Consider the following 24,115-nt stretch of genomic DNA (forward strand, 5'->3'; position numbering starts at 1 on the left):
CCCCTCCCCCCCCCCCCCCCCCCCCCCCCCCCCCCCCCCCCCCCCCCCCCCCCCCCCCCCCCCCCCCCCCCCCCCCCCCCCCCCCCCCCCCGGCCCCGGTGTCCGCAGGAGCACTCAGACGCCGGCGGGCTCCAGGACCTTCTCCCGCCCGGCCTTATCCGGGCCTTACTCCGTCCGCAGTACGCCCGGGTGGAGATCCGCAGGAGGCCGGGGTGGAGATCACTCCATCCTCGGACGTACCAGCCCCGACTCGTACGCGATCACCACGAGCTGCGCCCGGTCGCGCGCGCCCAGCTTGGCCATGGCCCGGTTGACGTGCGTCTTCACCGTCAGCGGGCTCACCTCCAGGCGCTCGGCGATCTCGTCGTTGGAGTGGCCGCCGGCGACCTGGACGAGCACCTGCCGCTCCCGGCCGGTGAGCGCGCCGAGCCGCTCGGAGCGGGCGGGGTCGCGGTCGTCGTCGCCCTGGGCGAGGAAGCGGGCGATCAGGCCCTTGGTGGCGGTGGGAGACAGCAGGGCCTCACCGCCCGCCGCGACCCGGATGGCGTTGAGCAGTTCCTCCGGCTCGCTGCCCTTGCCGAGGAAGCCGGAGGCGCCCGCGCGCAGGGCCTGGACCACGTAGTCGTCCACCTCGAAGGTGGTCAGGATGACCACACGGACGTGCACCAGGGACGGATCGGCGCTGATCAGACGGGTCGCGGCGAGCCCGTCCGTGCCGGGCATCCGGATGTCCATGAGGACCACGTCGGCGGCCTGCTCCCTGGCCAGCCGGACGGCCTCGGCACCGTCGGAGGCCTCCCCCACCACCTCCATGTCGGGCTCGGAGTCGACCAGTACCCGGAACGCGCTGCGCAGCAGTGCCTGGTCGTCGGCGAGCAGGACACGGATCGTCATACGGGCTCCCCCGGGGCCGTCGTACGGGTCTTGAGGGGCAGGATCGCATGGACGCGGTAGCCGCCGCCGTAGCGGGGTCCGGTGGTGAGGGTGCCACCGACGGCGGTGACCCGCTCGCGCATGCCGAGCAGCCCGTGCCCGCCGCCGGCCCCCGGCTCCCCGTCCGCGCCCGCCCCGTCGTCCAGCACGGTCACCTCGATGTCCGTCCCCACCCGTACGACGCTGACCTCGGCCTCGGCCTCGGGCCCGGCGTGCTTCTGCACATTGGTCAGAGCCTCCTGGACGATCCGGTAGGCGGCCAGGTCGACGGCGGCGGGCAGTTCGGTGCCCTGGTCGGCGCGGGCCACCTGTACCGGCAGGCCCGCGTTGCGGAAGGTGGCGGCCAGCTCCTCCAGACGGCTGAGGCCGGGTGCGGGTTCGGTCGGTGCCTCCGGGTCGCCGGACTGCCGCAGCAGCCCGACGGTGGCGCGCAGTTCGTCGAGCGCGGACCGGCTGGCCTCGCGGACGTGGGCGAGGGCCTCCTTGGCCTGGTCGGGCCGCTTGTCCATGACGTGCGCGGCGACCCCGGCCTGCACGTTCACGAGGGCGATGTGGTGGGCGACGACGTCGTGCAGATCGCGGGCGATGCGCAGCCGCTCCTCGGCGACGCGGCGGCGGGCCTCCTCCTCACGGGTGCGTTCGGCCCTCTCGGCGCGCTCCCGGATGGCCTGGACGACCGCGCGCCGGCTGCGTACGGCGTCCCCCGCGGTGGCGCCGATGCCGGTCCAGGCGAGCACACCCAGGTTCTCCTGCGCGTACCAGGGCAAGGGGCCGCCGAGCATGGCGGCGGCCGTCAGCACGGTCGTGGTGAGCAGGCCGACGCGCCAGGTGGTGGTGCGGTCGGTGGTCGCGGCGACGGTGTACAGGGCGATGACGGCGGACATCGCGACCGGGGCGCGCGGGTCGCCGGTGACGCACTCGACCACGGAGAGCGCGCCGGTGGTGGCGAGGACCGTCTTGGGGGCGCGGCGGCGGAAGACGAGCGCGGCCGCGGTGAGGACCATGAGGACGAGGCTGAGGGGGTCGGGCGTACGGACGCCCCAGGTGACGCCGTGCGCTCCGTGGGGGACGACGAAGGAGCCGGCGACCATGCACACGAGTACGCTTGCCGCGATGGAGGCGTCCAGCGCGAGGGGGTGTGCCTTCACGCTGCACCGGGCGCGGTCGAGAGTGCTCACGGGTGAACAGTACGGGTGCTGCGCGGTGCCTGTACCGGTGCCGGCCCAGGGTCGGGTCGCTCGCCCGCGCCGGCCGGGCGCCTCCCCCGAAGGGGGTACCCCGAGCGGGGAACTGCGTGATCAGCCCCCACCGGCCCGCGGTCGGCGCACGGCCCGATCCGCCGGGGCTCTCACCCGGGAATCAACCCGTCGTCGCTCAGCATCTCCCGGACCTCCGCCAGCGACGCGTCCGGCGACGGAAGGATCAGCTGCGAGGGTTCCAGCGCGTCGTCCGGAAGCGGGGTGCCGAGACGGCGGACGGCGTCCAGGAGGGCGGCGAAGGTGCGGCGGAACGCCGCCTCGTCACCGCCCTCCATCTCCGCCAGCAGCTCGTCGTCCAGCTTGTTCAGCTCGACGAAGTGGGAGTCGTCCAGCTGCACCTGGCCCTCCCCCATGATCCGTACGATCACGTCGGCCTCCTCGGCTCGGGTCCCGGCGCCGGGCTACTGCTTGTCGAAGCGCGGGGTGTCCTGCGGGTGCTGCTGGGTCTGCCCCTGGCCCGTGCCGCCCTCGATCGCCTGCTGCGGGGAGCCTCCGGCCAGCTCGGCCTTCATGCGCTGCAGTTCCAGCTCTACATCACTACCACCGGAGAGCCGGTCCAGCTCGGCCGCGATGTCGTCCTTGGCCATTCCGGTCGGGTCGTCCAGGGCACCGGAGGCGAGCAGTTCGTCGATGGCGCCGGCGCGGGCCTGGAGCTGCTGCGTCTTGTCCTCGGCGCGCTGGATGGCCAGGCCGACGTCGCCCATCTCCTCGGAGATGCCGGAGAAGGCCTCGCCGATGCGGGTCTGGGCCTGGGCCGCGGTGTAGGTGGCCTTGATGGTCTCCTTCTTCGTGCGGAAGGCGTCGACCTTGGCCTGCAGGCGCTGGGCCGCGAGCGTGAGCTTCTCCTCCTCGCCCTGGAGGGTGGCGTGCTGTGTCTCGAGGTCGGTGACCTGCTGCTGGAGGGCGGCGCGCCGGGACAGCGCCTCGCGGGCCAGGTCCTCGCGGCCGAGGGCGAGCGCCTTGCGGCCCTGGTCCTCGAGCTTGCCGGACTGCTGCTGCAGCTGGTTGAGCTGGAGTTCCAGGCGCTTGCGGCTGGTGGCCACGTCGGCGACGCCGCGGCGCACCTTCTGCAGCAGCTCCAGCTGCTTCTGGTACGAGTAATCGAGGGTCTCGCGCGGGTCCTCGGCCCGGTCAAGGGCCTTGTTCGCCTTCGCGCGGAAGATCATCCCCATACGCTTCATGACACCGCTCATGGGCTTCGCGCGCCCCCTTCTGACGGACTCCAGCTCACAGATCCTGCGACAGGACCCACAGTACGGGCCCTGACTCCATTACCGCACTGTTCGGGGAGTGATGCGCTCATCCCCGAGGACGACTGCGGACGCTATCGCTCCGGCGTGAGGAGTAGGTGATCCCCCACCTGCCCGCACCGGAACGTCCCCTCTGTCCCCCTACAGACGTCCGGTGTTGCCGGATCGTTCCCCGCCCGGCTGGGGTCCATGCCGGTGCAGCCCGTACCCTTGGGTTTTGTGTTCCGTAGCCGTGCCAAGGACGAGAAGGCTCCCGCCGACAAGACGGCGGTAGACCTCTCCAAGCAGCCCCGTGACCCGCAGGCCCCGAAGGGCAGGCCCACGCCCAAGCGCAGTGAGGCCCAGTCCCAGCGGCGCAGCGTGGCCCACACGCCGACCAACCGCAAGGAGGCCGCGAAGCGCCAGCGCGAGGAGCGGCGCCAGGCCCTGACGCGGCAGCGCCAGGCGCTGGCCAGTGGCGACGAGCGCTATCTGCCCGCCCGGGACAAGGGCCCGGTGCGCAAGTTCGCCCGCGCCTGGGTGGACTCGCGGTTCAACGTGGCGGAGTTCTTCCTGCCGCTCGCCGTGGTGATCCTCGTGCTGAGCGTGGTGCGGGTGCCGGCGATCCAGTCGGTCGCGCTGCTGCTGTGGCTGGTCGTGATCGTGCTGATCGTGGTGGACGCGGCGATCAGCGGGTTCCGGCTGAAGAAGCGGCTCAAGGAGCGCTTCCCGGACGAGAACACGCGCGGCGCGGTCGCCTACGCCCTGATGCGCTCCCTGCAGATGCGCCGGCTCCGGCTGCCGAAGCCGCAGGTCAAGCGCGGAGAGCGGCCCTGAGCGCAGACGCTTTCACCGGGGGCGCGGCCGAGGCCTGGCTGAACGGGCTGGGCGGGCTGCGTGACGTCGTACGGCAGGAGCTGGTGGCCCGGCAGCTGGACGAGCAGATAGCCGGGCGGTTCCCGGTCGGGCAGCGGCTGCGGGTGCTCGACGTGGGGATGGGCCAGGGCACGCAGGCCCTGCGGCTGGCCCGGCTCGGCCATCAGGTGACCGGGGTCGAGCAGGACGCGACGATGGTCGCCGCCGCGCACGAGGTGCTGGCCGCCGAGCCGGAGGGCATCCGTGAGCGGGTCCGGCTGGTGCAGGGTGACGGGCGGGACACCGGTGTCCACTTCCTGCCGGGCAGCTTCGACGTGGTGCTGTGCCACGGGGTGCTGATGTACGTGGAGGAGCCCGACCCGCTGGTGGCGGGGCTGGCCCGGATGCTCGCGCCCGGCGGACTGCTGTCCCTGTTGGTCCGCAACGGCGACGCGCTCGCCATGCGGCCGGGCCTCGCCGGTGACTGGGCGGGGGCGCTGGCCGCCTTCGACACCACCGCCTACCGCAACCGGCTGGGCCTGGACGTCCGCGCCGACCGGCTGTCGGCGCTCACCGCGACGCTCGCCGGGATCGCGGCACCGCTGCACGCCTGGTACGGCGTCCGGGTCTTCACGGACACCGCGGCGGACGACGCGCCGATCCCGGACGACCTGCAAGCACTGCTCGCGGTCGAGGAGCGGGCCGGGCGCACGGACCCCTACCGCAGGGTGGCGGCGCTGCTGCACCTGTGCGGCGTACGCGGCTGAGACCGTTCGGGGGAACAGCGCGGGCCGGGTGATCACCGCCTGGTGAGACTCGGGGCATGGACGCTTCCCTCACCCGTGCCCTCCGGAAGGCCGTCTCCGCCGTCGCGCTGGCGTGCTGCGCGGTCCTCGCCGCCGGCTGCACCGGCTCCGCCGCTCCGGCCGGTCAGGACACCGCCGCACCCGCGCCGGCCGCCGGGCCGCCGGCCGCGAGTGATCTGCAGGCGCAGTACCAGAAGGTCATCAAGGAGGTCCTGCCGTCGGTCGTGCAGATCCGGGCGAGCCACGACCTGGGCTCCGGAGTGGTGTACGACGGCCGGGGGCACATCGTCACCAACGCGCACGTGGTCCAGTCGGAGAAGAGCTTCCAGGTGACCACGGCCAACAGCGAGGAGCCGCTCACCGCGCGCCTGGTGTACTCCTACCCCGAGCAGGACCTGGCCGTGATCAAGCTGGACAAGGTGCCGGCCGGGCTGAAGGCGGCCGAGTTCGGCGACTACGAGAAGGTGGAGGTCGGCCAGATCGTGCTGGCCATGGGCTCGCCGCTCGGGCTGTCCTCCAGCGTGACCCAGGGCATCGTCTCGGCGACCGGGCGGACCGTCAGCGAGGGCAGCGCGGGCGGCGGGACGGGCGCGACGATCGCGAACATGGTGCAGACCTCGGCCGCCATCAACCCCGGCAACAGCGGCGGCGCGCTGGTGAACCTCGCCGGGCAGGTCATCGGCATCCCCACGCTCGCCGCCGCCGACCCCGACCTCGGCGGCAGCGCGGCACCCGGCATCGGGTTCGCCATCCCGGCGTCCATGGTGAAGACGGTCGCCGGTCAGATCATCAAGAACGGCAAGGTCGTCGACTCCGGGCGGGCCGCGCTCGGCATCACCGCACGGACCGTCGTCGACGACCGCTACCAGCCCGCCGGGGTGGCGGTGGTCACCGTCAGGAGCGGCGGCGCGGCCGACAAGGCGGGCCTGCGGCCGGGTGACATCATCACGAGACTGGGTGACGAGCCCCTCACCACCATCACCTCTCTCTCGGAGGCGCTGGCGGCGGACAGTCCGGGCCAGCGGACGAGGGTGACCTTCCAGCGGGACGGCGCCGAGCGGACGGCGGAGGTGCTGCTGGGCGGGCGGTGAGAAGCGGGGGTACGGCCCCGAGCCGTACCCCCGGGCCCACTCCTACGCCTCCATGGCGGCGTGCAGGCTCATCGGCCCGTAGATCTCGGTGGTCTCCTCGAACAGCCGCACCTGGTCGGCCCCGCCCTCCAGCAGCGCCTTCCAGTGCTCCCCGACCCAGGACTCGGCATCTCCCTGGGTGGTGAACTCCTCGGGCTGCACCGCGGGCTGGACCTCCGTCCCGTCGGCCTTCTCGAACCGCCACGTCCATGCCGTCATGTGGGCCTCCTTGTGATCCAACACCTGCCGGAAGACTAGCCGGAAGCGCAAGACCTGATCAGACAGGCGAAAATCGATCCGTGGAAGTGACTCTGCTCGGTACCGGCGCCCCGGCCGGACTGCCCCGGCCCGACTGCCCCTGCGCCGCCTGCGCGACCGCGCTGGGGCCCGACGCACGGGCGGCCACGGCCGTGTTGGTGGACGGGGCGCTGCTGCTCGATCTGACACCGGGCGCGGCGTTCGCGGCGGCGCGGGCCGGGCGTTCGCTGGGCGGGGTGCGGCAGGCGCTGCTGTCCCATCCGCACAACGGGCCGGTGGTGGAGGTACCGGCCGGGCTGCCGCAGCCCGGCCGGGTGCCGGACGGGCGCGAGCTGGCGCTGCTGACGGGGCATCGGGTGCGGGCGCTGGCGATGGACGCGGGCGGCACCGGATACGACGTGACCGGCCCGGACGGCCGGCGGCTGCTCTACCTGCCGCCCGGCGGGGCCCCGGCCGGTCTGGAGGAGACGGGGACCGAGCCGTACGACATGGTCCTCGCGGACGTCGTGGACCGCCCGGACGCGCTGGCCCGGCTGCGGGCGGTCGGCTCCGTCGGTCCGACCACGGACGTGATCGCCGTCCACCTCGACCACGACGTGCCGCCCGGCCCGGAGCTGCGGCGCCGGCTGGCGGCGGCCGGGGCGCGGGCGGTCGCCGACGGTACGACGCTGGTCGTCGGCGCGTACGAGGACGTACCGGACGTGCCGCGCCGGACGCTGGTGCTGGGCGGGGCGCGCTCGGGCAAGTCGGTGGAGGCCGAGCGGCGCCTGGAGACCTTCCCGGACGTGCTGTACGTGGCGACCGGCGGGACGCGGGGCGGGGACGGCGAGTGGGCGCAGCGGGTGGCCGCGCACCGGGAGCGGCGGCCGGGGTCGTGGCGCACGACGGAGACGACGGACCTGGTGCCGTTGCTCCGCGAGGACGGGCCGCCGCTGCTCATCGACTGTCTGTCGCTGTGGCTGACGGACGTCATGGACTCGGTGGGGGCGTGGGACGACGCGGAGTGGGCGGGCGGCGGTGAGAAGTCCCTGCGGGAGCGGGTGCGGGAGCTGGCGGACGCGGTGCGCCGTACCCGGCGGACCGTTGTCGCCGTGTCCAACGAGGTGGGGTCGGGGATCGTGCCGGCGACTGCGTCGGGGCGGCGGTACCGGGATGAACTCGGGCGGCTGAACGCGGCGTTCGGGGCGGAGTGCGAGCAGGTGCTGCTGGTCGTGGCGGGGCAGGCTGTGGTGCTCCGGGGCTGAGCGGGTGCCTGGGCGCGAGCCGCCCCCACGCACCCGAAGTCAGCCACGGTCCTTGCGGGCCACGATCCTGTACGCGTTGGAGAACGGGGTGCGGCGCAGCAAGGGCGCCAGGAGGTGGTCCATGGCCGACGCCAGGTCCAGCAAGGGCGCTGCGGCGATCCTCAGCAGGGGATGCGCGGCCGAGGCCAGGGCGACGGCCCCGGCGAGGTCGTAGGGGATGTGCGGCGCGCGGCGGTCCGTGACGAGGATCGTGCAGCCCGAGGACTCCAACTCCGCGCACAGATTCGCCAACGGCATCAGGTGCAGGTGGCGGGGCTGCCCGTACGGGAGCCACCATCTGCCGAGCAGCGCGGCGAACCCGCAGCGCGGGTCGGCGACTTCCACGACGAGGTGGCCGCCGGGGCGGAGGACCGTCAGGGCGGCGCGGAGTTCGGCGCGCGGGTCGGGCGCGTGCTCCACGTGCCGGAACATGCTGACCACGTCGTAGCGGGCGCGCAGCCGGGCCGCCATCCCGGGGGTGGAGAGGTAGCCGCGGTGGGCCTCCTCGACCCGCTCCTCCAGCTGGGCCTGCTGCACCCGGACCGTCGGGTCCAGGCCGTCGAAGCTCGTGTACGGGAAGAACTCCTTCGCCGCCTCGGGGAAGCGGGCGTGTCCCGTGCCCACGTCCAGCCAGCTCTCGGCCTCGGCCAGCGCCGACAGCTTGCGGGCGGTGGCGCGGTGCCGGCGGCGGACCGCGCCGGCGGTCAGGATCCGGGCGGTGAACTCCTCCAGGTGCCGTTCGTAGAAGTCCCGGTGGAAGAAGGTGAACCCTTCCGCCGTGAGCCGGGGGTTCTGGAAGACGTGGGCACAGTCACGGCACTGGTCGACGGCGAACCGGCCCGGCCGGTGCCGTAGGGGGTCACCCGCGCGCACCCGGGTGCGCAGCTTCCCGGAGCCGCACCAGGGGCAGTTGTCGCGGCGCGGTTCGAGGAACGGGTCGGACGACCGCGGGTGGGTCGTCGGTGTGAAGGGCGAGGTCGGCATGGGCGGCTCCCTGTGCGACATTCCGCTGCAAACCGGAACGTATGGGATCCCGATCTTGGGTGCAATGACGTCGTGGGTGTGTGGTGGCGATGTGGCACCGAAGCGTTCGTTCTCTGGCGGTACTGTTCGGCGAATGAGCAGGCTTAATCTGGACGACTTCACCGATCTGATCGAGCGCCCGGACGGGGGCGTGCGCCGTGACGCCGAGACGCGGCGTGAGCGCCAGATCGTGCCGCCCGGGGCGCTGGGACGCCTCGACGAGCTGGGCGAGTGGCTGTCCGCCGCGCAGAGCGCCGTACCGGTACGCACCGTGGAGCGACCGCGGGTGATCCTCTTCGCCGGGGACCACGGAGTCGCCGGGCTGGGCGTCTCGGCGCGTCCCGCGGGCAGTGCGGAGCAGCTGGTGCGGGCGGTGCTGGAGGGCGTGAGCCCGGTGTCCGTGCTCGCGCGGCGGCAGGAGGTGCCCGTGCGGATCGTGGACATGGCCCTGGACTGCGCGCCCGGCACCTTCCCGGAGGACGTCGTACGGCACCGGGTGCGGCGCGGCAGCGGCCGTATCGACATCGAGGACGCGCTCACCCTCGACGAGGCCGAGGCGGCGCTGCGCGCGGGCGTCGCCGTCGCCGACGAGGAGGCCGACTCGGGTACGGACCTGGTGGTGCTCGGCGACATCAGCGTGGGCGGGACCACGGCCGCGGCGGTGCTGATCGCCGCCCTGTGCGGGACCGACGCGTCGGTGGTGACCGGGCGGGGCGGGCTCGCGATCGACGACCTGGCGTGGATGCGCAAGTGTGCGGCGATCCGGGACGCGCTCAGGCGGGCGCGGCCGGTGCTCGGGGACCAGCTGCAGCTGCTGGCGACGGTGGGCGGGGCGGACCTCGCGGCGATGACCGGGTTCCTGCTGCAGTGCGCGGTGCGGAAGCTGCCGGTGATCCTGGACGGCGTCGTGGCCGCCGCGTGTGCGCTGGTCGCCCAGCGGGTCGCCTTCCGGGCGCCGGACTGGTGGCTGGCCGGGCACGACAGCGGGGAGCCGGGGCAGGCGAAGGCACTGGACCGGATGGCCCTGGAACCGCTGCTGGAGCAGGGCGTGAAGGTCGGCGAGGGCGCGGGAGCGCTGCTGGCGCTGCCGTTGGTCCGGGCTGCTGCGGCGCTGGCCGCCGAGCTGCCCGAGAAGGAACCGCAAGAGCCTTCCGGGAAGGAACCGGAAGAGACGAAGGAGTAGTCGGGTTTCGGCCGGTTGGGCACCGCCGGATCTGACGGCCGCGGGCTGAGCTCCGTTGCGGCGGAATGGAGTTGCCGGCCGAGTCGGCCGTGAAACCGTACGCACGCCACAGAGACCGAAAAGGTACGGTTGGCCAGGGCGGCGCCCATATCATCCTGCCCCATGGGAGATGCCCGAATTGCCGTGCAGCAGCAGGCCGAGCCGGGGCGCCCGGGTGAGAAGGGGCGGCGGTCCACCGGGGCCTCCCGACGGGCCGCCGCCTTCGCCGTCTGGTATCTGCGGACCGTCGCCTTCATCAACTTCCTCAGCGCCGTCTGGGTCTCGCTCGGCCAGGACGTGCGCCGGCACAACCAGGACGACTTCTTCACGCCGTACCTGCTGACGGCCGGTTTCGCCTCGGGCGTCTTCACCGCGTTCCTCGCCATCACCATGCGGCGCAGAAAGCGGGCCGCCTGGATCCTCAACCTCGTGCTCAGCGGGTCCTTCCTCGCCCTGTTCGCGCTGGCCATGGCGTTCCCGGAGATCCGGCGGTACGCGCAGAACTGGATCTCGCTGGGCCTCACGGCCGCGTTCGTCGCCGCGCTGCTGGCGGGCCGCCCGGAGTTCTACGCCAAGGGCGACCGGTCCAACCCCCGGCTGGCGGCGACGGTCGCCGTCGGCGGCGGACTCGTGGCCAGTCTCCTCGCCGGACTGCTGGTGACCGCCACCAACCAGGCACCCGACGCGGCCCGTTCGACCTTCCTGGAGCGCTGGCACTACGGCGTCCTGCGCCTGGTGTCGGTGGCCGCCGACGAGTCCCGCTTCCAGGGGATCGACCCGCCGAACTGGGCCAACGTCGCCGTGAACGTGCTGAGTACGGCCCTCGTCCTCGCCGTGCTCTACGCCGCCTTCCGCTCCCGGCGCGCCGTCGACCCGCTCACCGACGACGACGAGAAACAGCTGCGGGCCCTGCTGGAGCGGCACGGCGAGCGGGACTCGCTGGGCTACTTCGCGCTGCGCCGGGAGAAGAGCGTGGTGTGGTCGCCGACCGGGAAGGCGGCCGTCGCCTACCGGGTGGTCGGCGGGGTGAGCCTGGCCTCCGGTGATCCGCTCGGGGACCCCGAGGCCTGGCCCGGCGCGATCGCGCCGTGGCTGGCCGAGGCGCGGGCGCACGGGTGGATCCCGGCGGTGATGGGCGCGAGCCAGGAGGCGGGGACCGTGTACGCCCGGCACGGGCTGGACGCGCTGGAACTCGGCGACGAGGCGATCGTGGAGGTCGCCGACTTCACGCTGGAGGGCCGGGCGATGCGGACGGTCCGGCAGGCGTACAACCGGGTCGGGCGGGCCGGGTACGAGGTGCGGATCCGGCGGCACGAGGACATCCCGGCGGACGAGATGACATATCTCGTGACCTGCGCGGACGACTGGCGGGACGGGGCGACCGAGCGCGGGTTCAGCATGGCGCTCGGCCGGCTCGGGGACCCCGGGGACGGGCGGTGCGTGCTGCTGGAGTGCACGGACGCCGAGGGCCGGCTGCGCGCGCTGCTGTCCTTCGTGCCGTGGGGGCCGCACGGGTTGTCCCTGGACCTGATGCGCCGTGACCGGCACGCCGAGAACGGGCTGATGGAGTTCATGGTCATCGAGCTGCTGCGGCGGGCCGGCGAGATCGAGATCACGCAGGTGTCACTCAACTTCGCGATGTTCCGTTCGGTCTTCGAACGTGGCGCGCGCCTCGGTGCCGGACCGGTGCTGAGGTGGTGGCGGTCGCTGCTCAGCTTCTTCTCGCGCTGGTGGCAGATCGAGTCGCTGTACCGCGCCAACGCCAAGTACCGGCCCATCTGGGAGCCGCGGTTCCTGCTCTTCGAGAAGAGCGCGGACCTGCTGCGCATCGGCCTCGCCTCGGCCCGCGCGGAAGGCTTCCTGGAAGCGCCGGGGCTGCCGAAGTGGCTGCACCGCCGGCACCTCGGCGCGCACAGATGACCGTACGGGGGATGAGGAACGCTTGATGGGAAGGCTCGCCCGCTGGGCGCGTGAGGAATGGGGCCTGCTGTACGTCACCGTACGGGAGGCCCTGCCGAAGCGGCGCCTGCGGGCGGTCCCGATGACGCTCGGGGCGGTGTGCCTGACGGCCCTGCTGCAGTACGTGCAGAACCAGTCGTGGGGCTACCAGTTGGTGCAGAACGCGGGCGGTGTACGGGCCGAGGACCCGCTGTGGCTGGCCCTGCTGCGCACCCCCCTGTCGCTGTTCGTGCCGGCGCTGGATCTGCCGGTGTGGGGCGCGCTGGCGCAGATCCTGCTGGTGTTCGGGATCGCCGAGGTGTGCATCGGCTGGTGGCGGACGCTGGCCATCGCCTCCGTCGCCACGCTCGCCGGGACGCTGTACGCACGCATCGGCATCACGCTCGGCACGCACGCCCCGTTCGGGCTGCCGTGGACGGACGCGCAGGTGGTGGACACCGGTCCGTCGGCGGCGGTGGTGGGGCTCGCCGTGTTCGTGAGCTGGCGGTACGGCGCCTACCTCACCTCGGGTGCGGTGACCCTGGCGATGGTCGTCGAGGTGCTGCTCAAGGAGAACCTGGCGGGCAAGGAGCATCTGGCCGCGCTGATGGCCGTGGGGACACTGTGCCTCGCGGTGGCGCTGCGGCACCGCCGCGGGCACGGACTGCGGCGCGCCTACGGCCATCTGCTGCGGCGCGGTCAGCGACGGCCGGTCAGCCGGGCCGGGCGCGGGTCGGGCTTGCCGCCGATCCAGTCCTGAACGGCGCGGCTCGGCCGGGCCCAGCGGCGGTCGTGGCGGTAGGCGCGCAGGGCCGCCTTGGCGCGGGCGCGGGGGCGGCGGCCGTAGAAGCGGCGGGCCCACGGGGAGCCGGGGCGGGCGAGCCGGATCGCGCCGACGAGCGCGACCAGCGGCACGATCACACCGAACACCGCGGTGCGGGCCTTGCCCTTGCTCAGGGCCACGAGGGAGAGCAGGAAGTTCCCGGCGATGTTGGAGATGACCGTGCCCCGGTCGGCCAGTTCCTGCTGGGACAGGTCGTTCACGCCGAACGGTGCGAAACCGGCCAGCAGCAGCCCGACGAGCGCGGCGGTGAGCACGACGACCTCGACGCTCTTGCGGCCCTCCTCGGTCCAGTAGACGTCGTCCAGGTGCAGGATCAGCGCGAACTCGTCCAGGACCAGACCGGTACCCGTCCCGAACAGGACGGCGGCGACGGCCCCGCCCGTACCGTGCCGGTCGCTGGCCACCGCGCCGAATCCGCCGACGACGATGAGGACGACCCCGGGGACGACGTGGTGGATGTGCAGCCCGCCGGCCTTGACGTTGCCGAACGGGCCCTTGCCGGCCCGGATCAGCCGGGTGATCACCCGGGTGATCACGAAGGTCAGCAGGAAGGCGGCGAGGGCGAGCAGCAGCGGGAGTTTGCCCGGTTCCACGACGTTCCGCACCCACCAGTGCCCCATATGCGCACCTTATCCCTGGGCGGGGACGGCGGCTCCGCGCCCGCCGGATAACCTTCGCCGGTGCTCAAGTCCAGCCCTCTCGACGGCCTCCGCTTCGCCTTCGGCACCCTCACCGTGCTCCCCGTCCGGGTGCACCGCTGGGACCGGCGGGCCGCGCGCGGCGGCATGCTCGGCGCCCCGGTCGCCGGGCTGGTCGTGGGCGCCTGCGCGGCCGGACCGGGGCTGCTCCTGCTCCTCCTGGGCGCCGGCCCGCTGCTCGCCGCGGTCGCCTCGGTCGCCGTACCCGCCGCGCTGACCCGGGGTCTGCACCTCGACGGACTCGCCGACACCGCCGACGGCCTGGGCAGCGGCAAGCCCGCGGAGGACGCGCTCAGGATCATGAAGCAGTCGGACATCGGCCCGTTCGGGGTCATCACCCTCATCTTGACGCTCCTGGCCCAGGTCGCGGTCCTGGCGCAGCTGTACGGCGACTCCTGGGCGAGGGGCGTGCTGGCCGCCGTGGTCTCGGCCGTCACGGCTCGGCTGGCGCTCACCCTTGCCGCCCGGGCAGGGGTACCGGCCGCCCGGCCGGAGGGACTGGGGGCGGCGGTGGCCGGGGTGGTGCCGGTGGCCGGGGCGGTGGCGGTTGCGGCACTGGTCACGCTCGTCTCAGCCGCGGGAGGTTGGTCCTTCGGCCCGTACGGCGCCTTGCGCGCGGCGGCAGCGGTCCCGCTGGCTCTCGCCGCCGCCGAACTCCTCCTCCGCCGCTGCGTCCGCCGCTTCGGCGGGATGACGGGCGACGTCTTCGGGGCCTTGGCGGAGACGGCGGCGACGACTGCCCTCGTGGTCCTGGCGCTGGGTGGCTGAGGCGCGCCCCGGACGCGCCAACGACACGACGCCCCTGTCCCGACCGGCGCTAAGATCTTCGCCCGTACACGGACAAGAGAGTCGTCATCGGGGGGAATGCCGTGCTGAAACTGCGCCGCACCGCGGCCTGGTTCATAGACTTCGCACTCATCGCGACCGCAGCCACGCTGCTGGCGATCCTCACCTTCCACAGAATCACCGCGCTGGTGACGGACGTGCCCGAGCTGGCGACGAAGGGCGGCCTCGACCTCGTCACCTCGCGCGGGGACGTCGTCGGCGCCTCCGAGCACCTCGGCCTGTCCCTGTGGGACAAGGTGGTGCTGGACGTCGAGGAGGCCTTCGGCGCACTCGTCGTCGTCACCTTCCTCTACCAGTGGGTCTGCCTCACCTGGCTGGGCCGCACCCTCGGCAAGGGCCTGCTCGGCCTGCGGGTCACCCCGCGGCTGTCCCGGCACGCCCTGCGCCGGGCCGCGGTCACCACCGCCGTCGACGTCGCGGTGTACGCGCTGGCCTGCGTGCTGCTGGTCGAGGGCCATTTCGCGCTGTCGGTGCTGGTGTGGGCGGTCGCGGTGGTGCTGTTCCTGGTCAACGCGCTGACCGTGTTCTTCCCCGGCCGCCGCTCCCTCGCCGACCGGCTGGCCGGCACCTCGGTCGTGGGTGCGTTGCAGCGGGCGGAGTCCGGCCCGGTGGGCGCCGGAAACGGCCACCACACCACACGCTGGTGAACACCCGAAGGAATGAGCGAACGCGCACACGCGCGTAGTCTCGTCCCGGGTGTTCGCCGACAGGGTGAAGGCCCCGGTTGCCACCTGCGCCCAGGCATGGACCTACGGTCGGCTCTCGGGCCCGGTCGACCCACCCGCTGACGGCGGTCGCCTTACAAGGGCGATCGAGGATCGCAATACATCGGAAGCGAGATTTCACCACCGTGACTGCTCTGACTCTCAGCACCGCCGCGGCGCCCGGCCTGCGGGCCGACGCGATTGTGATCGGTGTCGCCAAGGGCGCTGGATCCAGGTCTGGGGACCTCGTCGTAGCGCCGGGCGCCGAGGCCGTGGACAAGGCGTACGACGGCAAGCTGGCCGGCGTCCTGGAGACCCTCGGCGCCTCGGGTGCCGAGGGTGAGCTGACGAAGCTGCCCGCTCCGGCCGGCTTCAAGGCACCGCTCGTCGTGGCGGTCGGCCTGGGCGCGGAGCCGGACACCAAGAGCGAGGAGGAGGGTTACGACGCCGAGGCGCTGCGCAAGGCCGCCGGCGTGGCGGCCCGGGCGCTCGCGGGGTCGAAGAAGGCCGCGTTCGCGCTGCCCGTCGACGGCCCGGGCGCCGTCGGCGCGATCGCCGAGGGCGTGCTGCTCGGCTCCTACTCCTTCGACGTCTACAAGGAGAACGGCCAGGCGAAGGGCGCCGCCAAGGGCAAGAACGGCAAGGCGCCGCTGGCCGAGGCCGCGCTGCTCGGCGGCAAGCCGCGCGACACCGCCCACAAGGATGCCGTCGCCCGCGCCGTCGCGGTCACCGAGGAGCTGAACCGCGCCCGCGACCTGATCAACACCCCGCCGAACGACCTCACCCCGGCCATCTTCGCCGGCCTCGCGCAGACCGCGGCCAAGGAGCACGGCATCAAGGTGCAGGTGCTCGACGACAAGGCCCTGGCCAAGGGCGGCTACGGCGGCATCCTCGGCGTCGGCGGCGGCTCGGCGGCCACCCCGCGCCTGGTGAAGCTGTCGTACACGCACCCGAAGGCGGAAAAGCACCTCTCCTTCGTCGGCAAGGGCATCACCTACGACTCGGGCGGCATCTCGCTGAAGCCGGCCGGGCACAACGAGACGATGAAGTGCGACATGAGCGGTGCCGCCGCCGTGTTCGCCGCCGTCGTCGCCGCCGCGCGGCTGGGCCTTGAGGTCAACGTCACCGGCTGGCTGGCGCTGGCCGAGAACATGCCGTCCGGCTCCGCCGTGCGCCCGGGTGACGTCCTGCGCATGTACAGCGGCAAGACGGTGGAGGTCCTCAACACCGACGCCGAGGGCCGGCTGGTGCTCGCCGACGCGCTGTGGGCGGCCTCGCAGGAGAACCCGGACGCGATCGTGGACGTCGCGACGCTCACCGGCGCGATGATGCTGGCGCTGGGCAGCCGGACGTTCGGCGTCATGGCCAACGACGACGCCTTCCGCTCCGCGGTGTTCGAGGCGGCGGAGGAGGTGGGCGAGCCGGCCTGGCCCATGCCGCTGCCGGAGCACCTGCGCAAGGGCATGGAGTCCCAGGTCGCCGACATCGCGAACATGGGTGAACGGATGGGCGGCGGGCTCGTCGCGGGTCTCTTCCTGCGCGAGTTCGTGGGCGAGGGGATCACCTGGGCGCACCTCGACATCGCCGGACCGGCGTTCAACGAGGGCGGGCCGTTCGGGTACACGCCGAAGGGCGGCACGGGTTCCGCGGTACGGACGCTGGTCCGTCTTGCCGAGCTGACCGCCGCGGGTGACCTGGGCTGACGGTCGCCCACCAGCTCGGGTCGCACCGTCCGTGCGGCGGCTGCAGGGGCGCGGGGGGGTGCGCGCGGTTCCCCGCGCCCCTTCCCCGGCGCTGCCGCACCGTTCCTTTCAAGCGAACGTGGGACGTCTCACACTCCAGCCCGGCGTCTCGTCCGCCTCGAACAAGTGCAAAGATGGAGCCCGGCAGGACAGGGCCCCCACCGAAGGGCCGAAGCATCAAGCGGCCGGACACCAGCCGCCCGCCGGTCATCGCCGACCGGCGCAAGGCGCACATGCATGGAGGACGTGACGTGGCGAACGACGCCAGCACCGTTTTCGACCTAGTGATCCTCGGCGGTGGTAGCGGTGGTTACGCCGCGGCCCTGCGCGGGGCACAGCTGGGCCTGGACGTCGCCCTGATCGAGAAGGACAAGGTCGGCGGCACCTGCCTGCACCGGGGTTGCATCCCCACCAAGGCCCTGCTGCACGCTGGCGAGATCGCCGACCAGGCCCGCGAGAGCGAGCAGTTCGGTGTGAAGGCCACCTTCGAGGGCATCGACGTCCCGGCCGTCCACAAGTACAAGGACGGCGTCATCGCCGGCCTGTACAAGGGCCTGCAGGGTCTGATCGCGTCCCGCAAGGTGACCTACATCGAGGGTGAGGGCCGGCTGTCCTCCCCCACCTCCGTCGACGTGAACGGCCGGCGCATCCAGGGCCGCCACGTCCTGCTGGCGACCGGCTCCGTGCCGAAGTCGCTGCCGGGCCTGGAGATCGACGGCAACCGGATCATCTCCTCCGACCACGCCCTCGTCCTGGACCGCGTGCCGAAGTCCGCGATCATCCTGGGCGGCGGTGTCATCGGCGTCGAGTTCGCCTCGGCGTGGAAGTCCTTCGGCTCGGACGTCACGGTCATCGAGGGCCTGAAGCACCTCGTCCCGGTCGAGGACGAGAACTCCTCGAAGCTTCTCGAGCGCGCGTTCCGCAAGCGCGGCATCAAGTTCAGCCTCGGCACCTTCTTCCAGAAGGCCGAGTACACCCAGGACGGCGTGAAGGTCACCCTGGCGGACGGCAAGGAGTTCGAGGCCGAGGTCCTCCTCGTCGCCGTCGGCCGCGGTCCGGTCTCGCAGGGCCTGGGCTACGAGGAGGCCGGGGTCGCCATGGACCGCGGTTACGTCCTCGTCGACGAGTACATGCGCACCAACGTCCCGACCATCTCCGCGGTCGGTGACCTCGTCCCGACGCTCCAGCTCGCGCACGTCGGCTTCGCCGAGGGCATCCTGGTGGCGGAGCGTCTGGCCGGTCTGAAGGTCGTCCCGATCGACTACGACGGTGTCCCGCGGGTGACGTACTGCCACCCGGAGGTCGCCTCCGTCGGTATCACCGAGGCCAAGGCCAAGGAGATCTACGGCGCGGACAAGGTCGTCGCTCTGAAGTACAACCTGGCGGGCAACGGAAAGAGCAAGATCCTCAACACCGCGGGCGAGATCAAGCTCGTCCAGGTGAAGGACGGTGCCGTCGTCGGCGTCCACATGGTCGGCGACCGCATGGGTGAGCAGGTCGGCGAGGCCCAGCTGATCTACAACTGGGAGGCGCTGCCGGCCGAGGTCGCCCAGCTCATCCACGCCCACCCGACGCAGAACGAGGCGATGGGCGAAGCGCACCTGGCGCTGGCCGGCAAGCCGCTGCACTCCCACGACTGAGCCTTCGGTCCACGGGCGCGACGACACAGACTTCCGCAATTCGTTAGGAGCAACCGAAACCATGGCGGTTTCCGTAACCCTTCCGGCGCTCGGTGAGAGCGTCACCGAGGGCACTGTCACCCGCTGGCTGAAGGCCGAGGGCGAGCGCGTCGAGGCCGACGAGCCGCTGCTCGAGGTGTCGACCGACAAGGTCGACACCGAGATCCCCTCGCCGGCCGCCGGTGTGCTGGCCTCCATCAAGGTCGCCGAGGACGAGACGGTCGAGGTCGGCGCCGAGCTGGCCGTCATCGACGACGGCACCGGTGCGGCTGACGCCAGCCGGCCCGTGGCTGAGGCGCCCGCCGCCGAGGCTCCGGCCCCGGCCGCTCCGGTGGCTGAGGCCCCGGCCCCCGCCCCCGAGGTCCCCGCCGCTCCGGCCGCTCCGGCAGGTGGCGCCGAGGGCACGGACGTGGTCCTGCCCGCGCTCGGTGAGTCCGTCACCGAGGGCACCGTCACCCGCTGGCTGAAGTCGGTCGGTGACTCCGTCGAGGCCGACGAGCCGCTGCTCGAGGTCTCCACGGACAAGGTCGACACCGAGATCCCGGCGCCCGCCTCCGGCGTGCTGCTGGAGATCGTGGTGAACGAGGACGAGACCGCCGAGGTCGGCGCCAAGCTCGCCGTCATCGGCGCCCCGGGTGCCGCCCCGGCCGCCGCTCCGGCTCCGGCCGCCCCGGCCCCGGCCCCCGCTGCCCCGGCTCCCGCTGCCGCTGCCCCGGCTCCGGCTGCCCCGGCCGCGCCCGCCGCCCCGGCCGCGCCCGTCGCTGCCGCCCCGGCCGCGCCCGTCGCTGCCGCCCCGGCTCCGGCCGCTCCGGCCGCTCCGGCTCCGGCTCCGGTCGCCCCGGCCACCGCGCCGACCTCGCCGACCGCCACCCAGGCGACCGACGAGGGCGCGTACGTCACCCCGCTGGTGCGCAAGCTCGCCGCCGAGAACGGCGTCGACCTGGCCGCCGTCAAGGGCACCGGCGTCGGCGGCCGTATCCGCAAGCAGGACGTCATCGCCGCCGCCGAGGCCGCGAAGGCCGCCGCCGCCCCGGCTCCGGCCGCTGCCGCCGCTCCGGCCGCCAGGAAGGCGCCGGCCCTGGAGGTCTCGCCGCTCCGCGGCCAGACCGTCAAGATGCCCCGCATCCGCAAGGTCATCGGCGACAACATGGTCAAGGCGCTGCACGAGCAGGCCCAGCTGTCGTCGGTCGTCGAGGTCGACGTCACCCGCCTGATGCGCCTGCGCGCCCAGGCCAAGGACTCCTTCGCCGCGCGCGAGGGCGTCAAGCTCTCCCCGATGCCGTTCTTCGTCAAGGCCGCCGCGCAGGCGCTGAAGGCCCACCCGGTCATCAACGCCAAGATCAACGAGGCCGAGGGCACGATCACCTACTTCGACTCCGAGAACATCGGTATCGCGGTGGACTCCGAGAAGGGCCTGATGACCCCGGTCATCAAGCGCGCCGGCGACCTGAACATCGCGGGCATCGCCAAGGCCACGGCGGAGCTGGCCGGCAAGGTCCGCGCCAACAAGATCACCCCGGACGAGCTGTCCGGCGCGACCTTCACCATCTCCAACACCGGTTCGCGCGGCGCGCTGTTCGACACGATCATCGTGCCGCCGGGCCAGGTCGCGATCCTCGGCATCGGTGCCACGGTCAAGCGTCCGGCCGTCATCGAGACCGAGGAGGGCACGGTCATCGGCGTCCGCGACATGACCTACCTGACCCTCTCCTACGACCACCGCCTGGTCGACGGCGCCGACGCGGCCCGTTACCTGACGGCGGTCAAGGCGATCCTGGAGGCGGGCGAGTTCGAGGTCGAGCTGGGCCTGTGACTTCCCTGACCGGGTAGTACGGCGCCCCGTCCGGATCTTCTCCGGGCGGGGCGCTCGTGTCTGTCGGCACACGTCGCGTGTAAGGCTCGTCTCACCTGCGCGAAAGCACCCCCACACGCCCTACCCCCGGAGCGAACCCGCCGTATTGTCTAAACGTCAGCCCTCCCTAAGGAGCCTTCATGACCGCGCCCGTCGTCCACTCGCTGCGCGAGCAGATCCGCGAGCACATCGTGGAAGGGATCGTCAGCGGGCGCTGGCAGCCGGGTGAGCGCATCGTGGAGCGCCGCATCGCCACCGAGCTGGAGGTCAGCCAGACCCCGGTGCGCGAGGCTCTGCGCGAGCTGGAGTCCCTGCGCCTGATCGAGTCCGCACCGAACAAGGGCGTACGCGTCCGCAACCTGACCGCGGCCGACCTGGAGGAGAGCTATCCCGTCAGGGCCGGCCTGGAGGCCATCGCGGCGGAACTCGCGGCCGAACGCCTCGCGGAGGACTGCTCGGCCCTGGAGCCGCATGTGGCAGCGCTCTACGACGCCGACCGCAACGCCGACGGCACCGCCCAGGTCCGCCACACGGTCGGCTTCCACCGCGAACTCGTGCGCGCCGCGCAGAACTCGGTGCTGCTGCACACCTGGGAAGGCCTCGGCATCGAGGTGTTCACCGCCCTGTCCATCCGCTGGCTGGGCACCGTCCAGCAGTCGTACGCGGAGGAGCACGAGGAACTGGTGCAGGCGTTCAAGCGCCGGGATCCGCGGATCGCGGAGCTGGTGAAGGCGCACGTCCTGGGCTGCGCCCCGCGCGCCTGACGCAGCCGAGCATCCACCCGCTCACCTGCGAAAACAAGGCATTTCCGCGTCACCCGGTGCCATCGCCGAAGGCACCCCGTGCCTACTTTCTCGAAATCAAGACTTTTTCGCCCTCACCCCTTTGATCGATCATCGATCAGGGAGTTACAGTCGCCGACGGACTTCCACCGAAGTCCAGCCCTGTCCTGCCAAAGACCAAGGGCACCCCCAGACCCTTACCGATGAGGGAACCCCCTTCGACTGAGGAAGGCGGCGACATGACCGACCCCAACGCCATCCAGCCGAGCGCGCTCGACCAGCTCCCCGACCGCGACCCGGAGGAGACCGCCGAGTGGCAGGCCTCCCTCGACGCCGTCGCCAGGGAGGCCGGGCCGCACCGCGCCGCGTACCTGATGCGGCGCACGCTGGAGCGCGCCGAGGCGGGCGGCATCGCGCTGCCGAAGCTCCTCGAGACGGACTACGTCAACACCATCCCCACCTCCGCCGAGCCGGGCCTGCCCGGTGACCCGGAGATGGAGGCCCGGATCACCGCGTGGAACCGGTGGAACGCCGCCGCGATGGTGACCCGCGGCTCGAAGCACGGCGTCGGCGGCCACATCGCCACCTTCGCCTCCGCCGCCTGGCTGTACGAGACCGGCTTCAACCACTTCTTCAAGGGCAAGGAGGGCGACGGCTCCGGCGACCAGCTGTACATCCAGGGCCACGCCTCCCCCGGCATCTACGCCCGCGCCTTCCTCGACGGCCGGCTGAACGAGCACCACCTGGACAACTTCCGCCAGGAGGCCGGCGGCAACGGCCTGCCGTCGTACCCGCACCCGCGCCGCCTGCCCTGGCTGTGGGAGTTCCCGACGGTGTCGATGGGCCTCGGCCCGCTCTCCGCGATCTACCAGGCGCGCTTCAACCGCTACCTCACCAACCGCGGCATCAAGGACGTCTCCGCCTCGCACGTCTGGGCCTTCCTGGGCGACGGCGAGATGGACGAGCCGGAGTCGACGGCGGCTCTCGCGCTCGCCGCCCGTGAGGAGCTGGACAACCTCACCTTCGTCATCAACTGCAACCTGCAGCGCCTCGACGGCCCGGTCCGCGCCAACTTCAAGATCGTGCAGGAGCTGGAGGCCCAGTTCCGCGGCGCCGGCTGGAACGTCGTCAAGACGCTGTGGGGCACCGCGTGGGACGAGCTGTTCGCGCTCGACACCACCGGCGCGCTCGTACGCCGCCTGCGCCAGGTACCGGACGCGCAGATCCAGACGTACCAGACCCGTGACGCCGCCTACATCCGCCAGGACTTCTTCGGCGCCGACCCGGCGCTGGTCGAGATGGCGAAGCTGCTGAGCGACGACAAGATCCTCGAGTGCTTCCACCTCTCCCGCGGTGGTCACGAGGCCCGCAAGGTCTACGCCGCGTACAAGGCCGCCGTCGAGCACAAGGGCGCGCCGACCGTGATCCTGGCCCAGACGGTCAAGGGCCACACCCTGGGCGAGGGCTTCGCGTCGAAGAACGCCAACCACCAGATGAAGAAGCTCACGGTGGACGAGTTCAAGGCGATGCGCGACCTGCTCGGCCTGCCGATCAAGGACAGCGACTTCACCGACGGCGTGGTGCCCTACGGCCACCCGGGCGCCGACTCCCCCGAGGTCCGCTACCTGCAGGAGCGACGCGCGGCCCTCGGCGGCCCGGCCCCGGCCCGCCGCACGCACGCGCTGGCCCCGCTGCCGGCCCCCGCCGAGAAGGCCTTCGCCTCCTTCGACAAGGGTTCGGGTTCGCAGAACGTGGCGACGACCATGGCGTTCGTCCGCCTGGTCAAGGACCTGGTCCGCGACAAGGAGACGGGCAGGCGCTGGGTGCCGATCGTCCCCGACGAGGCGCGCACCTTCGGCATGGAGAGCCTCTTCCCGTCCCTGGGCATCTACTCGCCCAAGGGCCAGACGTACGAGCCGGTCGACCGCGACCAGCTGATGTACTACAAGGAAGCCAGGAACGGCCAGATCCTCAACGAGGGGATCACCGAGGCCGGTTCGATGGCCGACTTCATCGCCGCGTCCAGCGCGTACGCGACGCACGGCGAGGCGATGATCCCGTTCTACATCTTCTACTCGATGTTCGGCTGGCAGCGCACCGCCGACCAGATGTGGCAGCTCGGCGACCAGCTCGGCCGCGGCTTCCTCGTCGGCGCGACGGCCGGCCGTACGACGCTGACGGGCGAGGGCCTGCAGCACGCCGACGGCCACTCCCCGGTCATCGCCGCGACCAACCCGGCCGCGCTGACCTACGACCCCGCGTTCGCGTACGAGATCGCGGTGATCGTGCGTGAGGGCCTGCGCCGGATGTACGGCGAGGCCAAGCCGGGCGAGGACCAGAACGTCTTCTACTACCTGACGGTCTACAACGAGCCGCTGCCGCAGCCCGCCAAGCCGCAGGGTCTCGGCATCGACGAGGGCATCGTCAAGGGCCTGTACCGCTTCAACACGGCGGAGTCCGCGGGGGTGACCGCCCCGGCGAACGCCCCGCGTATCCAGCTGCTGGGCTCCGGTACGGCCATCCACTGGGCCCTCGAGGCCCAGAGGCTGCTCGCCGAGGAGTGGGGTGTCGCGGCCGACGTCTGGTCGGCGACCTCCTGGTCCGAGCTGCGCCGGGACGCGATGGAGGCCGACGCGGCGCTGCTGCGCGGCGAGGAGCGCGTGCCGTACGTCCGCCAGGCGCTGCAGGGTGCCGACGGCCCGGTCCTCGCGGTCTCGGACTACATGCGCCAGGTCCCGGACCAGATCGCGCAGTGGGTCGAGCAGGACTACTCCTCGCTGGGCGCCGACGGCTTCGGTCTGTCGGACACCCGGGAGGCCGCCCGCCGCCACTTCGGCGTCGACGCCCAGTCGATCGTCGTCGCGGCCCTGGCCCAGCTCGCCAAGCGCGGCGAGGTGAAGGCCACGGCGGTCAAGGAGGCCCGGGAGAAGTACGGGCTGTGATCACCGAGGTCCGGTGAACGAGATCCTGTGAAGGGGTACGGCTGCCGCCGTACCCCTTCCTTGTCGGTGGCCCCCGGCATCATGAAGGAC

21 protein-coding genes are annotated in these 24,115 nt (G+C 72.5%); 14 read left to right on the forward strand and 7 right to left on the reverse strand.

Annotated elements, in window-relative coordinates; genetic code table 11:
* Positions 1-219 precede the first annotated feature (219 nt).
* The 4 genes from ACZ7GZ_RS13215 to ACZ7GZ_RS13230 form a co-directional block, all read right to left on the reverse strand.
* Complete coding sequence (locus ACZ7GZ_RS13215; RefSeq protein ID WP_471023664.1) at positions 220-894, reverse strand: response regulator; 675 nt, start codon at positions 892-894, stop codon at positions 220-222.
* Positions 891-2,111: a sensor histidine kinase gene (locus tag ACZ7GZ_RS13220; protein ID WP_471023666.1), complete on the reverse strand. Its 1,221-nt coding sequence runs from the start codon at positions 2,109-2,111 to the stop codon at positions 891-893. Before ACZ7GZ_RS13220 ends, ACZ7GZ_RS13215 begins: the two co-directional genes overlap by 4 nt.
* 170 nt (positions 2,112-2,281) lie before the next feature.
* Positions 2,282-2,560 (reverse strand): PspA-associated protein PspAA, encoded by a 279-nt coding sequence (pspAA, locus tag ACZ7GZ_RS13225; RefSeq protein ID WP_471023667.1) that lies wholly within the window; start codon positions 2,558-2,560, stop codon positions 2,282-2,284.
* A 33-nt stretch (positions 2,561-2,593) separates the two neighbouring features.
* Positions 2,594-3,385, reverse strand: coding sequence for a PspA/IM30 family protein (locus ACZ7GZ_RS13230; RefSeq protein WP_471023670.1), 792 nt, complete (start codon positions 3,383-3,385; stop codon positions 2,594-2,596).
* A 246-nt stretch (positions 3,386-3,631) separates the two neighbouring features.
* On the opposite strand from ACZ7GZ_RS13230, the gene ACZ7GZ_RS13235 reads away from it, so the two are divergent.
* From ACZ7GZ_RS13235 to ACZ7GZ_RS13245, 3 genes are all read left to right on the forward strand, one after another.
* Positions 3,632-4,258, forward strand: coding sequence for a DUF3043 domain-containing protein (locus ACZ7GZ_RS13235; RefSeq protein WP_471023672.1), 627 nt, complete (start codon positions 3,632-3,634; stop codon positions 4,256-4,258).
* Positions 4,259-4,341: 83 nt separating this feature from the next.
* Positions 4,342-5,043, forward strand: coding sequence for a class I SAM-dependent methyltransferase (locus ACZ7GZ_RS13240; protein WP_471023675.1), 702 nt, complete (start codon positions 4,342-4,344; stop codon positions 5,041-5,043).
* A gap of 56 nt (positions 5,044-5,099) precedes the next feature.
* Entirely contained in the window at positions 5,100-6,173 is a 1,074-nt protein-coding gene (locus ACZ7GZ_RS13245) for a S1C family serine protease (RefSeq protein ID WP_471023677.1), read from the forward strand.
* A 42-nt stretch (positions 6,174-6,215) separates the two neighbouring features.
* Here the strand turns inward: ACZ7GZ_RS13245 and ACZ7GZ_RS13250 are convergent, their stop codons facing one another.
* On the reverse strand, positions 6,216-6,431 hold the full coding sequence (locus ACZ7GZ_RS13250; protein WP_471023679.1) for a hypothetical protein: 216 nt from the start codon (positions 6,429-6,431) through the stop codon (positions 6,216-6,218).
* Between the two features lie 80 nt (positions 6,432-6,511).
* Between ACZ7GZ_RS13250 and ACZ7GZ_RS13255 the strand changes: the two genes are divergently transcribed.
* The gene (locus ACZ7GZ_RS13255; protein WP_471023681.1) at positions 6,512-7,714 is read left to right on the forward strand and encodes a bifunctional adenosylcobinamide kinase/adenosylcobinamide-phosphate guanylyltransferase; all 1,203 of its coding nucleotides are present in this window, start codon (positions 6,512-6,514) and stop codon (positions 7,712-7,714) included.
* A 39-nt stretch (positions 7,715-7,753) separates the two neighbouring features.
* Here the strand turns inward: ACZ7GZ_RS13255 and ACZ7GZ_RS13260 are convergent, their stop codons facing one another.
* Complete coding sequence (locus ACZ7GZ_RS13260) at positions 7,754-8,737, reverse strand: class I SAM-dependent methyltransferase (protein ID WP_471023683.1); 984 nt, start codon at positions 8,735-8,737, stop codon at positions 7,754-7,756.
* A 133-nt stretch (positions 8,738-8,870) separates the two neighbouring features.
* Between ACZ7GZ_RS13260 and cobT the strand changes: the two genes are divergently transcribed.
* The 3 genes from cobT (at position 8,871) to ACZ7GZ_RS13275 (ending at position 12,696) form a co-directional block, all read left to right on the forward strand.
* On the forward strand, positions 8,871-9,959 hold the full coding sequence (gene cobT, locus ACZ7GZ_RS13265) for a nicotinate-nucleotide--dimethylbenzimidazole phosphoribosyltransferase (RefSeq protein ID WP_471023685.1): 1,089 nt from the start codon (positions 8,871-8,873) through the stop codon (positions 9,957-9,959).
* A 162-nt stretch (positions 9,960-10,121) separates the two neighbouring features.
* Positions 10,122-11,918, forward strand: a complete 1,797-nt coding sequence (locus ACZ7GZ_RS13270; protein ID WP_471023686.1) for a phosphatidylglycerol lysyltransferase domain-containing protein — start codon at positions 10,122-10,124, stop codon at positions 11,916-11,918.
* A 25-nt stretch (positions 11,919-11,943) separates the two neighbouring features.
* A complete protein-coding gene (locus tag ACZ7GZ_RS13275) occupies positions 11,944-12,696 on the forward strand; it encodes a hypothetical protein (RefSeq protein WP_471023689.1) in 753 nt (250 codons plus the stop codon).
* On the opposite strand, the gene ACZ7GZ_RS13280 is transcribed toward ACZ7GZ_RS13275, so the two are convergent.
* A complete protein-coding gene (locus ACZ7GZ_RS13280) occupies positions 12,636-13,400 on the reverse strand; it encodes a hypothetical protein (protein ID WP_471023690.1) in 765 nt (254 codons plus the stop codon). The genes ACZ7GZ_RS13275 and ACZ7GZ_RS13280 overlap by 61 nt on opposite strands.
* A gap of 60 nt (positions 13,401-13,460) precedes the next feature.
* Here ACZ7GZ_RS13280 and ACZ7GZ_RS13285 point away from each other — a divergent pair, with 60 nt between their 5' ends.
* The 7 genes from ACZ7GZ_RS13285 to aceE all read left to right on the forward strand — a co-directional run bounded on the left by ACZ7GZ_RS13285 (position 13,461) and on the right by aceE (position 24,025).
* A complete protein-coding gene (locus tag ACZ7GZ_RS13285; protein ID WP_471023692.1) occupies positions 13,461-14,246 on the forward strand; it encodes an adenosylcobinamide-GDP ribazoletransferase in 786 nt (261 codons plus the stop codon).
* A gap of 101 nt (positions 14,247-14,347) precedes the next feature.
* Positions 14,348-14,971 carry an RDD family protein gene (locus ACZ7GZ_RS13290; RefSeq protein WP_471023693.1) on the forward strand — a complete coding sequence of 208 codons (624 nt, stop codon included), beginning with the start codon at positions 14,348-14,350 and terminating at the stop codon, positions 14,969-14,971.
* Between the two features lie 203 nt (positions 14,972-15,174).
* Positions 15,175-16,731 carry a leucyl aminopeptidase gene (locus ACZ7GZ_RS13295; protein ID WP_471023696.1) on the forward strand — a complete coding sequence of 519 codons (1,557 nt, stop codon included), beginning with the start codon at positions 15,175-15,177 and terminating at the stop codon, positions 16,729-16,731.
* Between the two features lie 290 nt (positions 16,732-17,021).
* Complete coding sequence (gene lpdA / locus ACZ7GZ_RS13300) at positions 17,022-18,410, forward strand: dihydrolipoyl dehydrogenase (RefSeq protein WP_471023698.1); 1,389 nt, start codon at positions 17,022-17,024, stop codon at positions 18,408-18,410.
* A gap of 61 nt (positions 18,411-18,471) precedes the next feature.
* Positions 18,472-20,262, forward strand: coding sequence for a 2-oxoglutarate dehydrogenase, E2 component, dihydrolipoamide succinyltransferase (gene sucB, locus ACZ7GZ_RS13305; RefSeq protein ID WP_471023699.1), 1,791 nt, complete (start codon positions 18,472-18,474; stop codon positions 20,260-20,262).
* A 179-nt stretch (positions 20,263-20,441) separates the two neighbouring features.
* Positions 20,442-21,065: a GntR family transcriptional regulator gene (locus ACZ7GZ_RS13310; protein ID WP_471023701.1), complete on the forward strand. Its 624-nt coding sequence runs from the start codon at positions 20,442-20,444 to the stop codon at positions 21,063-21,065.
* A 257-nt stretch (positions 21,066-21,322) separates the two neighbouring features.
* The gene (gene aceE, locus ACZ7GZ_RS13315; RefSeq protein ID WP_471023704.1) at positions 21,323-24,025 is read left to right on the forward strand and encodes a pyruvate dehydrogenase (acetyl-transferring), homodimeric type; all 2,703 of its coding nucleotides are present in this window, start codon (positions 21,323-21,325) and stop codon (positions 24,023-24,025) included.
* Positions 24,026-24,115: the final 90 nt, after the last annotated feature.

The organism is Streptomyces sp. NPDC037288 (genome assembly GCF_055603265.1).